We start from the raw sequence: 14,509 nt of genomic DNA, 5'->3' as shown, positions 1-14,509 counted from the left end.
CACGGATCCATGTCAGACTTCGCTAAAGAAATTATCCCGGTCAATCTCGAAGACGAGATGAAACAATCCTACCTCGATTACGCCATGAGCGTGATCGTCGGTAGAGCGCTTCCCGACGTGCGGGACGGTCTGAAACCGGTTCACCGCCGCGTGTTGTACGCGATGAGCGAACTCGGTAACGATTGGAACAAACCCTATAAAAAGTCGGCCCGCGTGGTCGGTGACGTGATCGGTAAATACCACCCGCACGGCGACACCGCGGTTTACGACACTATCGTCCGGATGGCGCAGCCATTCTCGTTACGCTACATGCTGATCGACGGCCAAGGCAACTTCGGCTCGGTCGACGGCGATTCGCCGGCGGCGATGCGGTATACAGAAGTCCGTATGGCCAAAATCGCCCATGAACTTCTGGCCGATCTGGACAAGGAAACCGTCGATTTCGTCCCCAACTACGACGAATCCGAATCCGAACCCAGAGTGCTGCCGACCCGGGTGCCGAACCTGCTGGTCAACGGCTCCGCCGGCATTGCGGTCGGGATGGCCACCAATATCCCGCCGCATAACCTGGGCGAAATCGTTAGCGCCTGTCTAGCTCTGATCGAAAATTCCGATTTGTCGATTTCCGAATTGATGCAAATCGTCCCCGGTCCTGATTTTCCGACTGCCGGCATCATTAACGGCGCATCCGGTATTTACGAAGCCTATGCCACCGGCCGCGGCCGAATCTATCTGCGGGCGCGTTGCCATTTCGAGGATATCGGCGACAGTGGTCGCCAGGCCATCATCGCCACCGAATTGCCTTACCAAGTCAACAAAGCGCGGCTGTTGGAAAAAATCGCCGAGTTGGTCAAGGAAGGCAAGCTGGAAGGCATCTCGGGACTGCGCGACGAATCCGACAAGGACGGCATGCGCATGGTCATCGAGTTGCGCCGCGGCGAAGTGCCGGATGTGGTGCTGAACAACCTGTACAAACAGACCCAACTGCAAACCGTGTTCGGCATCAATATGGTGGCGCTGTACGACGGCCGGCCGCATTGCATGAATTTGAAGGACATTTTGCTGGCCTTCATCGACCACCGTCGCGAGATTGTTACCCGCAGAACCATTTACAACCTGCGCAAGGCGCGCGAACGGGCGCATATCTTGGAAGGTTTGGCAGTCGCTCTGGCCAACATCGACGAGATGATCGAGCTGATCAAAACCTCGCCGAATCCGCAGGAAGCCAAAGCCGGCTTGTTAGCCAGAACCTGGAATGCCGGTCTGGTAGCTTCTTTGCTGGACCGGGCCGATGCCGACCGTTCCCGCCCTGAAGATTTAGGGCCTGAATTTGGTTTGGCGGAAGGCGTTTACCGCTTGTCCGAGAATCAGGCTCAAGCGATTCTGGATTTGCGCCTGCATCGCCTGACCGGATTGGAGCAGGAAAAAATCGTCAACGAGTACCGGGAGTTGCTGGCGTTGATCGACGAATATCTGCATATCCTCGGTAGCGACGTGCGCCTGATGGAAGTGATCCGCGAGGAGTTGGAGGAGATCCGTAACCAGTATGCCGACCAACGTCGCACCGAGATCGTGCAGGATTACTCCGACCTGTCGGCAGAGGATCTGATCACCGAAGAAGATATGGTGGTGACGATGTCGCACGAAGGCTACGTCAAGACCCAACCGCTCAACGATTACAAGGCTCAGCGCCGCGGCGGCCGCGGCAAATCGGCGACCGCGACCAAGGAAAACGACTTCGTCGAGAAATTGATCATCGCTAATACCCACGACACGATTCTGTGTTTCTCTTCGGCCGGTAAAGTCTACTGGCTGCGGGTATTCAACCTGCCGGTCGCCAGCCGGGCCTCGCGCGGCAAGCCATTTGTAAATCTGCTGCCGCTGGAAGAGGGCGAAAAAATCAATGCGATGCTGCCGGTGCGCGAATACAGTGCCGATAAATACATTTTCATGGCTACTTCATCCGGCACTGTCAAGAAAACGCCGCTACCCGAATTCGAGCGCCAACGCAGCAACGGCAAGATCGCGATCGATTTGAGCGAAAACGATACCTTAGTCGGCGTCGCGATTACCGACGGCCAGCAGAACGTGCTGCTGTTCAGCAGTGACGGCAAGGCGGTTTGTTTTAACGAGACCGACGTGCGCTCGATGGGCAGAACCGCGGCCGGCGTGCGCGGCATCCGCTTGCAGGACGGCCAAAAAGTGATCTCGTTGATCGTTTCCAGCGAGGGTACGGTCTTGAATATCACCGAGAACGGCTACGGCAAACGCACCCGGTTGGAAGAATTCACCCAACACCGCCGCGGCGGCCAGGGCTTGATCGCAATTCAAACCTCGGAACGTAACGGCGCCGTGGTCGGCGCGGTATTGGTTAACGATACCGACGAAATCATGCTGATCACCGACGGCGGCACGCTGGTGCGCACCCGGGTCAAAGAGATTTCGGTCGTCGGCAGAAATACGCAGGGCGTTACCGTGATTCGGCTGGACAAAGGCGAGAAAGTGGTTGGCGTGGACCGCATTGATGGCCTTGGCGATGAAGACGGCGACGAAATCGGCGATCAGGAATTCGAGGACGGCACCCCGTCCGCTGCGGGAGAGGAAGAGTAATGGCAAGAATTTACAATTTTAGCGCCGGCCCGTCGATGCTCCCGGAAGCCGTGCTGTTGCAAGCCCAGCAAGAAATGCTGGACTGGCAGGGCAGTGGCATGTCGGTGATGGAGATGAGCCATCGCGGCAAACATTTCATGGCGATTGCCGAGCAAATGAAGGCGGACCTGATCGAATTGCTAGCGGTTCCGGCCGGTTATCAGGTGTTGTTTCTGCAAGGCGGTGCCACCGCGCAATTTGCGATGATTCCGCAAAATATTCTGAACGGCAAAACCAAGGCCTGTTACGTCAATACCGGCGCTTGGTCTACTGCTGCGATCAAGGAAGCCGGCAAGTATTGCGAAGTGCAAATCGCCGCCAGCGCCGAAGCGGCCTCCTTTACCACGATTCCGGCTTACGCCGAGTGGCAGATCGATTCCGGCGCCGCCTATTTGCATTACACCTCGAACGAAACCATACACGGCGTCGAATTCAACGATGTGCCCCAGGTAGGTGAGCTGCCGCTGGTTTGCGACATGTCGTCGAATATTTTGTCGCGGCCGGTAGACGTTAGCCGCTATGGCATCATTTACGCCGGCACTCAGAAAAACATGGGGCCGTCCGGCGTAACCGTCGTTATCGTGCGCGACGATCTGGTCGGGTTGGAAGCGAAAAATACGCCGGCCGTATTCAGTTACGCCCAACAAGCCAAAGCCGATTCGATGCTGAACACGCCCGCTACCTACAACTGGTATTTGTTGGGCTTGACTCTGCAATGGCTGAAAGGCGAGGGCGGCGTCGGCGCGATCGAGCAGCGCAACATCCGCAAAGCCGGGAAGCTGTACGATGCTATCGACAATTCCAGCTTATACCGAAACCCGGTCGACAAGGCTTACCGTTCGCGGATGAATGTGCCGTTCGTGTTGAGCGACCCGGCGCTGGACAAGGAGTTTTTGGCTCTAGCCGAGCGCAACGGTTTGAGCACTTTGGCCGGCCACCGCTCGGTCGGCGGCATGCGTGCCAGCATTTACAATGCAATGCCGGAAGCCGGCATTGATGCGTTGATAGCCTTCATGGCCGAATTCGAGCGTACCCACTAAGGCTTTATGACACCGATTATTCCGTTGTCCGAGCTGCGCGATCGTATCGACGCGATAGACCAACAGATTCTGGAACTGGTGAACCGGCGCGCGGAATGCGCGCTTGAAGTGGCCCGCACCAAGCAGGCCGAAGGCGAGACCGGCAGTTTTTATCGCCCGGATCGGGAGGCGCAGGTATTACGGCGGATCAAGGAACTCAACCCGGGACCGTTAGGCGACGATGCCGCCGCACATTTGTTTCGGGAGCTGATGTCGGCCTGTCTGGCGCTGGAAAAACCGCTGGAAGTGGCGTTTCTCGGCCCTGCCGGTACCTTTTCTCAGCAAGCCACCTTCAAACATTTTGGTCATGCGGTCAAAGACATTCCGGTACCGACCATTCATGAAATCTTTCAGGCGGTCGAGACCGGCCATTGCCAGTTCGGCGTGGTGCCGGTGGAAAATTCCACAGAAGGTGTGATTGCCCACACGTTGGACCGCTTCATGGACAGTCCGCTGCAGATTTGCGGCGAAGTCGAGATTCGGGTGCACCAGAACCTGCTCGGCAAGATGGATGGCTTGGTCGGCATTAGCGAAGTGTTCTCACACCAGCAATCGTTGGCCCAGTGTCGGCAATGGCTGACTGCGAATCTACCCGGCGTACCGTGTACTGCGGTGAGCAGCAACGCCGAGGCCGCCCGTCTGGCTTCGCTGGACCATAGCAAGGCTGCAATCGCCGGTTTGACCGCTGCGGAGTTGTACGAGTTGAACGTCATCGAAAAACACATCGAGGACGAAGCCAACAACACCACCCGTTTTATCGTCATCGGCCGTTTGCAACCGGTTTCGACCGGATTGGACAAGACTTCCATTCTGGTCTCCACTGGTAATCAGCCCGGTGCCCTGCATCGCATTCTGCAGCCGTTTGCTCAATACGGTATTAGCATGACCCACATTGAGTCGCGGCCTTCGCGGCAGGGCCTGTGGGAGTACGTGTTCTTTATCGACATCGAAGGTCACCGTGACGACACAGAGGTCGCCCAAGCGCTGAAATCGCTGGAAAACAACGTCAAGATGCTGAAAGTGTTGGGTTCCTATCCAAAAGCCGTTATTTAACGTTTGCCATGAATCAATTTTTACAACTTGCCCTGGAAGGCGTGCAACAACTGATGCCCTACGTGCCGGGTAAACCGGCAGAGGAATTGCAGCGCGAGCTGGGTTTGAGCGAAGTCATCAAACTGGCGTCCAACGAAAACCCGCTCGGTACCGGCCGCAAGGTCGCCGAAGCGATTCAAAACACCTTGCCGGAAATCGCCCGTTATCCTGACGGTAGCGGTTACGCCTTGAAAACAGCGATCTCTGCCCGCTGGGGTGTGGATTTAGCACAGATCACGCTGGGTAATGGTTCCAGCGAGATTCTGGAACTGGTCATGCGCACCTTTGTCGCGCCCGAGCACGAAGTGGTATTCTCGCAGCACGCCTTTGCCTTGTATCCGATACTGACCCAAGCCGTCGGGGCCAAGGCCGTGGTTGTGCCAGCCAAGGATTATGGTCACGATCTGGACGCAATGCGCGCGGCGGTGACCGATAAAACCCGGGTGGTATTTATCGCCAATCCGAACAATCCGACCGGAACTTTGCTGGCGTCGCAAGCCGTGGAAGATTTTATCGGCTCGTTGCCGAAATCCGTGCTGTGCGTGCTGGACGAAGCCTATTACGAGTTCGTCGATCCGGCCGTTCGCACCGAATCGATGGCATGGCCGATCAAATATCCGAATCTGGTGATTGCCCGCACTTTTTCCAAAGCTTACGGTTTGGCCGGCTTGCGCATCGGCTTCGGCGTGTCGTCGCCGGAAGTCGCGGATTTGCTGAATCGGGTGCGGCAACCGTTCAACGGCAATATGTTGGCCTTAGCGGCGGCGGAAGCGGCGATGACCGACGCTGAATACTTGGCCGAGACCGTGGCGGTCAACAACGCCGGTATGGCCCAATTGACGGCGGCGTTCAAATCATTGGCTTTGCCTTGGATCCCTTCTTCCGGCAATTTCGTGTCGTTCGATATGAAACAACCGGCGTTGCCGCTATACCAGGCCTTGCTGCAAAAAGGCGTCATCGTCCGCCCGGTGGCCAATTACGAAATGCCTAACCATTTGCGGGTCAGTATCGGCACCGAACGGGAAAACCGAATTTTCATCGATGCGTTAAGCCAGGTGTTACAAGGTGTTTGATCGCCTGTGCATCATCGGCATTGGCCTGATCGGCGGTTCGATCGCCAAGGCCGCTCGTGCCGAAGGCTTGTGCCAGCAGGTGGTGGCATTGGGTCGGGAAAAAAATCTGCCCAATATGCAACGCGCTCTGGAATTGGGCGTGGTAGATGCGTTTTACACCGATACGGCCCAGGCCATGGCCGGCACCGATTGTGTGATCATATGCACGCCGGTCGGCAGCATGCAGGCCATCTTCGAACAGCTGAAACCGCATTGGAACTCACAAACGCTGTATAGCGACGCCGGCAGTACCAAGGGCAGCGTGATCGACGCGGCGCGGGCGGTGTTCGGTGACGTGCCGAGCAATTTCGTACCCGCGCATCCGATTGCCGGCGCCGAGCGCAGTGGCGTCGAGGCGGCGAAGGTCGATTTATACAAGAACCGCCGCTTGATTCTGACACCTTTGTCTTCAACCGACGCCGGAGCCGTCGATAAACTCGGTGAGTTCTGGCGGCGCATCGGTTCCAGCGTATCGGTGATGACGGTCGAGCATCACGACACGGTGTTGGCGGCCACCAGCCATCTGCCGCATATTCTGGCCTTTGCCTTGGTCGGCATGCTCGGGCGCAAGGACGAGCAGCGCGAGATTTTCAAATACGCCGCCGGCGGCTTCAAGGATTTTAGTCGCATCGCCTCCAGCGATCCGACCATGTGGCAGGACATTTGTCTGGCCAACAAACAGGAAATCATTCCGCTGATTCAACAATTTCAAGCCGAGCTTGGCCAAATCGAACGTCTGTTGCAAAACGATGAGGCATCATCATTGTTTGACACCTTTAGTTATGCCAAGCAAGCCCGGCAACGTTTTCTCGAAACTTTTGACGATCCCACTTAACCATTATGTCCTCATCCACTAACGTCATTTTCCAAGTCCAACCCGGCGGCAGCCTGAACGGAGAAATCCGCGTACCCGGCGACAAGTCCATGTCGCACCGCTCGATCATGCTCGGTTCGCTGGCCGAGGGTGTCACCCATGTAACCGGTTTTTTGAATGCCGAAGACGCCATTTCCACGTTGGAAGCGTTTCGGGCGATGGGCGTTAAGATCGAAGGTCCGGTCAACGGCGAGGTGACGATCCACGGCGTCGGCAAGCACGGTCTAAAGGCGCCGGAAAAACCGTTGTACCTGGGCAATTCTGGCACTTCGATGCGTTTATTGTCCGGTCTGTTGGCTGGCCAGCCGTTCGACTGCGTATTGACCGGCGACAAGTCGCTGGAGTCGCGGCCGATGAAACGCGTCACCGTGCCGCTGGCACAAATGGGCGCCGAAATCGAAACCCAACCCAACGGCACCGCGCCGCTGCATATCAAAGGTAAGGCCGGCAAATTGCAAGGCATGCATTACGACATGCCGATCGCCAGTGCTCAGGTCAAATCCTGTTTGTTGCTGGCCGGCATGTACGCCGAAGGTGAGACTAGCGTCACCGAACCGGCGCCGACCCGCGACCATACCGAGCGCATGCTGGCCGGTTTCGGCTACCCGGTCACCCGTGACGGCGCCACCGCGAAGATCAGCAGCGAAGGCAAGTTGACCGCAACCAATATCGACGTACCGAGCGACATTTCTTCGGCGGCATTTTTTCTGGTCGGCGCCAGCATTGCGCCGAATTCCGATGTGACTTTGAAGCACGTCGGCATCAACCCGACCCGTACCGGCGTGATCGACATTCTGCGCCTGATGGGTGCCAACATCGAAGTCTTGAACGAGCGTGAAGTCGGCGGCGAGCCGGTGGCCGATTTGCGGGTGCGTTCGGCGCAGCTGAAAGGCATCAATATTCCCGAGCATCTGGTGCCGCTGGCGATCGACGAGTTTCCGGTGTTGTTCGTCGCCGCGTCCTGCGCCGAGGGTCAAACCGTGTTGACTGGCGCTGAGGAATTGCGGGTCAAGGAATCCGACCGGATTCAGGTGATGGCGGACGGCTTGCAAATCCTCGGCATCGACGCGCAACCGACCAAAGACGGCATGGTCATCAATGGCGGCCAATTGGGTAGCGGCGAAGTCGATTCCCACGGCGATCACCGCATCGCCATGTCGTTTTCGATTGCCGGCCTGCGCGCCAACGGCCCGATCACGATTAACGATTGCGCCAACGTCAATACCTCGTTTAAAGAGTTTCCGGCGTTAGCGACGCAATTGGGATTGAATTTAGGCACGATGTAAGTTATGTCAGTTCCGGTCTTAACGATTGATGGCCCCAGCGGGGCTGGTAAAGGCACGGTTAGCCGAGCTGTGGCAAGGCTTCTGGGTTGGAATTATCTGGATAGCGGCTCTATATACCGCTCGCTGGCGATCGCCTGCTTGCAGGCCGAACTGGATTTAACTGATATCGATGCGGTTTGCGATATTGCGGAAAGCATGACGCTGAGTTTTGATTGTGGCGACAATTTACGGGTACTTTTAAACGGTCAAGACATAACCGATTTGCTAGGCACTGAAACTACCGGCAATGCGGCGTCCATCATTGCTGCCTATCCGCCTGTACGGGCATTGTTGCTGCAAAAACAAAAGGATTTTCAACAGCTTCCAGGTCTGGTCGCCGATGGGCGCGACATGGGTAGCGTGGTATTTCCGGATGCCCAGTTTAAAGTTTACTTGACCGCTAGTTCCGAAGAAAGGGCGTTGCGCAGATATAAACAGTTGATTGAAAAGGGAATTGATGCTAACCTTCCGCAAATCACTCGGGAGATAGAGGAGCGCGATCGTCGCGATACTCAGCGGGCTTCGGCGCCGCTCACCGTGCCGGAAGGTGCGCATTTTATCGATTCATCCAGCTTGTCTATTCAACAGGTGATTGATCAGGTAGTAAATCTAGTCGAATGAGACTTTTGGCAGTTATCGGCGTTAGCCGGTAGCTTTTATTAATTTTTTGATAATTGTTAAAACTTGCTGGTGTTGTGGCAAGTTTGGGAAAGTAAAGATGGGCGAAAGCTTTGCAGAGTTGTTTGAAGAGAGTTATGCCAAGACGGAAATGCGTCCTGGCGCGATGTTGATTGGTACCGTTGTCGACATCGAAAACGAATTTGTCATCGTCAGTACGCAGGCGAAATCAGAGGGTGTCATTCCGAAATGGCAATTCCTGAATGCCGACGGCGACTTGGAAGTCAATATCGGTGACGAGATCGAAGTTGCTCTTGATTTATTTGAAGACGGCCTGGGTGCCACACTTCTTTCCCGCGACAAAGCTAAGAAAAGTAAAGCCTGGGCGGAACTGGAAAAAGCTTTCGAAACCCAAGAGACCGTTATCGGTCGCATCAACGGCAAAGTTCGCGGTGGTTTCACCGTGGCGGTTGGCGCATTGCGTGCCTTCTTGCCTGGCTCTTTGGTTGACGTGCGCCCGATTCGCGACACCGCATTCCTGGAAAACCGCGATCTGGAATTCAAAGTCATCAAAATCGACCAAAAACGTAACAACGTCGTGTTGTCGCGTCGTGCTGTCGTCGAAAGCGAATACAGCGCAGAGCGCGAAGAATTGGTTAAAACGCTGCAAGACGGCGCGATTGTTACCGGTATCGTCAAAAACCTCACCGATTACGGTGCGTTTATCGACCTGGGCGGCGTCGACGGCTTGTTGCACATTACCGATATGGCATGGCGTCGCGTTCGCCATCCGTCCGAGTGCGTAGAGATCGGCCAGGAAGTTAAAGTCAAGGTCCTGAAATTCGACAAAGACAAAACCCGCGTATCCTTGGGTATGAAGCAAATGGATGAAGATCCATGGCAAAACATTGCTCGTCGTTACCCAGCCGGCACTCGCGTGTTCGGTAAGGTCAACAATCTGACCGACTACGGTTGCTTCGTCGAAATCGAAGAAGGCGTCGAAGGTTTGGTGCACGTTTCCGAAATGGATTGGACCAACAAAAACGTCAACCCGTCCAAAGTGGTTCAGTTGGGCGACGAAGTTGAAGTCATGGTTCTGGAAATCGACGAAGAACGCCGCCGTATTTCTTTGGGCATGAAACAATGCAAATCCAATCCTTGGGATGAATTTGCAGCGACTCATAACAAAGGCGACAAAATCTCCGGCAAAATTAAATCGATCACTGATTTCGGTATCTTCATCGGCCTGGAAGGCGGCATCGACGGTTTGGTGCACATGTCCGATATTTCCTGGAACGAGAACGACGAAGAAGCGATTCGCAACTACAAGAAAGGCGACGAAGTTGAAACTGTTATCTTGGCAGTGGATTCCGAGCGTGAGCGTATCTCTCTCGGCATCAAACAACTGGAACAAGACCCTTTCCAAAACTACATCGCTTTGCATGAGAAAGGTAGCTTAGTCAAAGGCATCATCAAAGAAGTCGATGCCAAAGGCGCCGTCGTCACTCTGGCCGACAATGTCGAAGGTTATTTGAGAGCTTCCGAAATTCAGCGCGACCGCGTCGAAGACGCCAGCAAGTTGCTGAAAGCCGGCGACGAAATCGAAGCCAAATTCGTCGGTGTCGATAAAAAGACCAAGTCTATTTCGTTGTCTATTAAAGCGAAGGATGCCGAAGAAGAATCCAACGCCATAAAAGATTATTCCCAGCAAAATGCAGGTACTGCAACGTTGGGCGATATCTTTAAACAAATGGACAAGTAATAAAACCATCTTCGAGGGTGGCATGGGTGCACTCATGCCACCCTTTTTTGATTATTCAGGGCTGGATGTGACGAAATCAGAATTGATAGAGATGCTGGCGCGTAAGCAGCCGCACCTCGCGCTTAAAGATGTGGAATTGGCGGTCAGATGTGTAGTCGATCACTTGAGCGATACATTGGCCAGTGGCGAACGAATCGAAATCAGAGGCTTTGGCAGTTTTTCATTACACCACCGTTCCGCCCGTCTGGGCCGGAATCCGAAAACCGGGGATTCGGTGTCGTTGACAGAAAAGCATGTGCCGCATTTCAAGCCTGGAAAGGAGTTGCGGGATATGGTCGACGCTTCCAGGGAAAAATACAAAATCGTTGATTAAGCCGTAATCGGAACGGGGTGCTTGGCTTCGTTCCCTCATTTCACGCTTCTAACGTGACGGCAGTAGCCATCACCATTCATCTCATCCCGTTTGTGGATCGCAATCCAAATACAGTAATCGTCAGTGAGTTTATTTCATCACAACTACAGTTACGATCCGGGATATGGTCTTAACCTTAGCGATTTACTGACAGTCCCCGCGCCGGAGCAGCCGCTCGATTTTTGCAATTTCTGGCAGGAAAAATACCAACGAACCGTCGATATCGCAGCGGATTATTCGCTTGAATACCAGTCTACTCGTGCCGGTTACCGGGTCTACGATTTGCATTACCTTTCTACCGACGATTTCAAGATCGGCGGCTGGTTGCTGGAGCCCGAGAATCAAGCCATAACCCAAGCCATCGTCGTCGGCCACGGTTACGGCGGCAGGGATCAACCGGATTATCATCTGCAAATCGCCGGCGCCGCGTTGTTGTTTCCTTGCATGCGCGGTATTTCGCGCAGTCGCAACGGACATTTGCCGGAACAGCCTAACCAACACGTGTTGCATGCGATAGACGATCGGAATCGGTACGTGATTGGCGGTTGCGTCGAGGATATCTGGCTGGCAGTGACGGTTCTGGCGGCTATATATCCGCAATGTGCAGAGCGTATCGGCTATATGGGAATCAGCTTCGGCGGCGGCCTCGGTGCGTTGGCTGCACCGTGGGACCGCAGGATCAAACGGTTGCATTTGAACGTACCGACGTTCGGCAACCAACCTTTGCGTTTGAGTTTGCCCAGCAGCGGCAGTGCCGCTGCGCTGAAGGCGCACAGCCAATACCATCCTCATATTTTTGACACATTAGCCTATTACGATGCCGCGGTTGCCGCGCGCCATGCCAATCAGCCCTTACATGCGGCAGTTGCGTTGTTCGATCCGGTTGTGGCTCCGCCCGGACAATTTGCAATTTACAACGCCTGGTCCGGCGAGAAGCGTTTGTTCGTGCTGGAGGCCGGGCATTTCGAATACCCCCGTCAACACGAACAGGATCGGCAATTGGTTGCCGAATTGCAGCAATTTTTCGGAGTATTGCCGGCATAGGTTATGAACCGCGAATACCACCACTGGTACAGCCCGCGATTGGGTAGAGACATGGAGTTTTTGGTATTCGGCCACGCCGGCGCCAAAGTCCTGGTTTTCCCGACGCGCGACGGCCGCTTCTTCGAATACGAAAACCTGGGCATCGTCGAACGGCTGCGTAACAAAATAGAGGCTGGCTACATACAGCTTTATTGCGTCGATAGTATCGACCACGAGACCTTTTACTGTTTTTGGCGTAAACCGCAAGACCGCATTCAGCGGCACATAGACTTCGAAGACTATGTGTTGAACGAGATCATGCCGTTCATGGCACTGAAAAATCCGCACCCTTGTGTGATTGCGCACGGTTGTAGCTTGGGGGCTTTTCATGCCGCCAACATTGCATTTCGCCATCCGCACTTGTTCAGGAAATTAGTGGCATTTTCCGGCCGATTTGATTTGACGTTGGAAGTCGAATGTTTCAAAAACCTGTTCGACGGCTATTACGACGAAAATATTTATTTCCACACGCCGAGCCATTTTTTGCCTAATCTGGCCTGCGAGGCGCAATTGTGGGCTATCCGGCGGATGGAAATTACCTTGGTGATCGGTAAACAGGATCCGTTCTTGGCCAATAACCACGCATTGAGCCGGGTGTTGGCCGAAAAAAGCGTGCCGCACGCGTTATACGAATGGGAAGGGCGGGCACACCAAGGCCATTATTGGCGGCGCATGGCGCCGCTGTATCTGTGAGCTCCGGGCGAGTCTGGTTCCGACACTTCGGCTCAAATCGCATGGTCTCCATCGATTCGGTTGCCAAAAACAATTACTTCGGCTGACAGCCGACCGGCGGCAGGCAACTGCTCAGGAATCGTCGGTGGCAGCGGCCAGATCGGCCAACTGTTGCAAGCCCGCGCGGTAAGCGGCTTCCGAGTCGGTGCGTATGGTCGCGTGCGCCACTTTGCGACCCTTGCGCGGCGCTTTGTCGTACAAATGCAGGTGGGCGTTGGCGATGCCCAGCACTTGGCCGTCGTCGGCGAGGCCGCCGATGAAATTGACCATGGCGGCGTAACCGCGCGGTGCGGTCGAACCCAACGGCAGGTTTAAAATCGCACGTAAATGGTTTTCGAATTGGCTGGTTTCGCTGCCTTCGATAGTCCAATGGCCGGAATTGTGGACCCTGGGCGCGAATTCGTTGGCCAGCAATGCATCGCCGGCATCGAACAATTCCAGCGCAACGACGCCGACATAATCGAGTTTTTCCAACAGGCGCCTGACGTAGTCTTCGGCCAGCGATTGCGCCGGATCTTTGTCGCGGCATTCGGCGATGCGCAAAATTCCGCCGCGGTGTCGGTTTTCCGAGAGCGGGTAATAAGCGATTTCGCCGGACGGACTGCGGGCGGCAATGATCGAGACTTCGCGTTGGAAATCGACGAAGCCTTCGACAATAGCAGCCGCACCCTGCATGCTGTCCCAGGCAGGAGCCAGATCGGCTTCCGACCGCAATACGGCCTGGCCTTTGCCGTCATAGCCCATGCGCCGGCTTTTCAAAATGGCCGGATAGCGGATATCCGCCATCGCCGCTTGCAAGTCTGTTAGGCTATCGATCGCGGCAAACGGCGCGGTGCCGATACCCAATTCGCGGAAGAAGTTTTTTTCCAGCAAACGGTCTTGCGCCACGGCCAAGGCGCCGGCCGGCGGATAGACTAGCGTGTGGCTGGACAAGAATTCGGCAACGTGGGCCGGCACGTTCTCGAATTCGTAGGTCACCACATCGGCTTTTTCGGCCAATTCGGCCAATAGAGCAGGGTCGTCGTAAGCGCCGAGCAAATGCTCGCTCAAGCCGCCGGCTCCGGCGTTGGCATCGGGATCGAGGACGATGAACTTCAGGCCCAGCGGATAGCCGGCCAGCGCAATCATCCTGGCGAGTTGGCCGCCACCCAGAATGCCAACCTTCATCCGGCCACCTGACGCGGGTCGGGAGTCGCGATGACGCTGTCGGTTTGTTGTTGGCGGTAGGCATCCAGCGCGGCCCGGTATTGCGGGTGCTTGTTGCTGATAATGGCAGCGGCCAGCAGCGCGGCATTGATGGCGCCGGCCTTGCCGATGGCCAGGGTGCCGACCGGAATCCCTGCCGGCATTTGCACGATGGACAATAGTGAATCCATGCCGTTTAAAGCTTTGGACTGGACCGGCACTCCCAACACCGGCAATGCGGTTTTAGCCGCAGTCATACCCGGTAAATGCGCCGCGCCGCCGGCGCCGGCAATAATGACTTCCAGACCTTTGCTCTCGGCGGTTTCGGCGTAGCGAAACAGTTTGTCGGGGGTCCGGTGCGCCGATACCACTTCCACTTCGTGGGGAATGTCCAGATGCTCCAAGGTCTGCGCAGCATGCTGCATGGTTTCCCAGTCGGATGTGGAACCCATGATGATGCCTATCAATGCGGTCATGCAAAATCTCCGGTGTTTGCCATAAATCGTATCCGGCCGATTATCGCATAATTAGCGCGATTTTCTCGGTCCCCAAGTTGGGAAGCGGGCCGCGGTTAGTGTTAAGATAG

At 55.4% G+C, this 14,509-nt stretch carries 13 protein-coding genes; 11 read left to right on the top strand and 2 right to left on the bottom strand.

Annotated features, from left to right (window positions below; genetic code table 11):
- The first annotated feature begins 9 nt into the window (after window positions 1–9).
- From gyrA to C2U68_RS00160, 11 genes are all read left to right on the top strand, one after another.
- The gene (gyrA, locus tag C2U68_RS00210) at window positions 10–2,610 is read left to right on the top strand and encodes a DNA gyrase subunit A (RefSeq protein WP_140910492.1); all 2,601 of its coding nucleotides are present in this window, start codon (window positions 10–12) and stop codon (window positions 2,608–2,610) included.
- Window positions 2,610–3,689, top strand: coding sequence for a 3-phosphoserine/phosphohydroxythreonine transaminase (gene serC / locus C2U68_RS00205; protein ID WP_140910491.1), 1,080 nt, complete (start codon window positions 2,610–2,612; stop codon window positions 3,687–3,689). Before gyrA ends, serC begins: the two co-directional genes overlap by 1 nt.
- 6 nt (window positions 3,690–3,695) lie before the next feature.
- The gene (pheA, locus tag C2U68_RS00200; protein WP_140910490.1) at window positions 3,696–4,781 is read left to right on the top strand and encodes a prephenate dehydratase; all 1,086 of its coding nucleotides are present in this window, start codon (window positions 3,696–3,698) and stop codon (window positions 4,779–4,781) included.
- 8 nt (window positions 4,782–4,789) lie between these two features.
- On the top strand, window positions 4,790–5,893 hold the full coding sequence (hisC, locus tag C2U68_RS00195; protein ID WP_140910489.1) for a histidinol-phosphate transaminase: 1,104 nt from the start codon (window positions 4,790–4,792) through the stop codon (window positions 5,891–5,893).
- The gene (locus C2U68_RS00190) at window positions 5,886–6,767 is read left to right on the top strand and encodes a prephenate dehydrogenase (RefSeq protein WP_140910488.1); all 882 of its coding nucleotides are present in this window, start codon (window positions 5,886–5,888) and stop codon (window positions 6,765–6,767) included. Before hisC ends, C2U68_RS00190 begins: the two co-directional genes overlap by 8 nt.
- A 5-nt stretch (window positions 6,768–6,772) precedes the next feature.
- The gene (gene aroA / locus C2U68_RS00185) at window positions 6,773–8,092 is read left to right on the top strand and encodes a 3-phosphoshikimate 1-carboxyvinyltransferase (protein ID WP_140910487.1); all 1,320 of its coding nucleotides are present in this window, start codon (window positions 6,773–6,775) and stop codon (window positions 8,090–8,092) included.
- A gap of 3 nt (window positions 8,093–8,095) precedes the next feature.
- Window positions 8,096–8,752, top strand: a complete 657-nt coding sequence (gene cmk, locus C2U68_RS00180) for a (d)CMP kinase (RefSeq protein WP_140910486.1) — start codon at window positions 8,096–8,098, stop codon at window positions 8,750–8,752.
- Between the two features lie 97 nt (window positions 8,753–8,849).
- Entirely contained in the window at window positions 8,850–10,511 is a 1,662-nt protein-coding gene (gene rpsA, locus C2U68_RS00175; protein ID WP_140910485.1) for a 30S ribosomal protein S1, read from the top strand.
- A 67-nt stretch (window positions 10,512–10,578) separates the two neighbouring features.
- Complete coding sequence (locus tag C2U68_RS00170; protein ID WP_054759678.1) at window positions 10,579–10,884, top strand: integration host factor subunit beta; 306 nt, start codon at window positions 10,579–10,581, stop codon at window positions 10,882–10,884.
- Window positions 10,885–11,007: 123 nt separating this feature from the next.
- Window positions 11,008–11,967, top strand: a complete 960-nt coding sequence (locus C2U68_RS00165; protein ID WP_140910484.1) for an acetylxylan esterase — start codon at window positions 11,008–11,010, stop codon at window positions 11,965–11,967.
- A gap of 3 nt (window positions 11,968–11,970) precedes the next feature.
- Window positions 11,971–12,699 carry an esterase family protein gene (locus C2U68_RS00160; RefSeq protein WP_140910483.1) on the top strand — a complete coding sequence of 243 codons (729 nt, stop codon included), beginning with the start codon at window positions 11,971–11,973 and terminating at the stop codon, window positions 12,697–12,699.
- A gap of 111 nt (window positions 12,700–12,810) precedes the next feature.
- On the opposite strand, the gene C2U68_RS00155 is transcribed toward C2U68_RS00160, so the two are convergent.
- Window positions 12,811–13,905 (bottom strand): 5-(carboxyamino)imidazole ribonucleotide synthase, encoded by a 1,095-nt coding sequence (locus tag C2U68_RS00155; protein WP_140910482.1) that lies wholly within the window; start codon window positions 13,903–13,905, stop codon window positions 12,811–12,813.
- Window positions 13,902–14,399 carry a 5-(carboxyamino)imidazole ribonucleotide mutase gene (gene purE, locus C2U68_RS00150; protein ID WP_140910481.1) on the bottom strand — a complete coding sequence of 166 codons (498 nt, stop codon included), beginning with the start codon at window positions 14,397–14,399 and terminating at the stop codon, window positions 13,902–13,904. Before purE ends, C2U68_RS00155 begins: the two co-directional genes overlap by 4 nt.
- Between the last annotated feature and the right edge of the window lie 110 nt (window positions 14,400–14,509).

It is taken from the genome of Methylomonas koyamae, assembly GCF_006483455.1.
Taxonomy (GTDB): Bacteria; Pseudomonadota; Gammaproteobacteria; order Methylococcales; family Methylomonadaceae; genus Methylomonas; species Methylomonas koyamae_B.
Note: the sequence above shows the minus strand (reverse complement) of the source record. Positions and strands in the feature narration are given on the sequence as shown.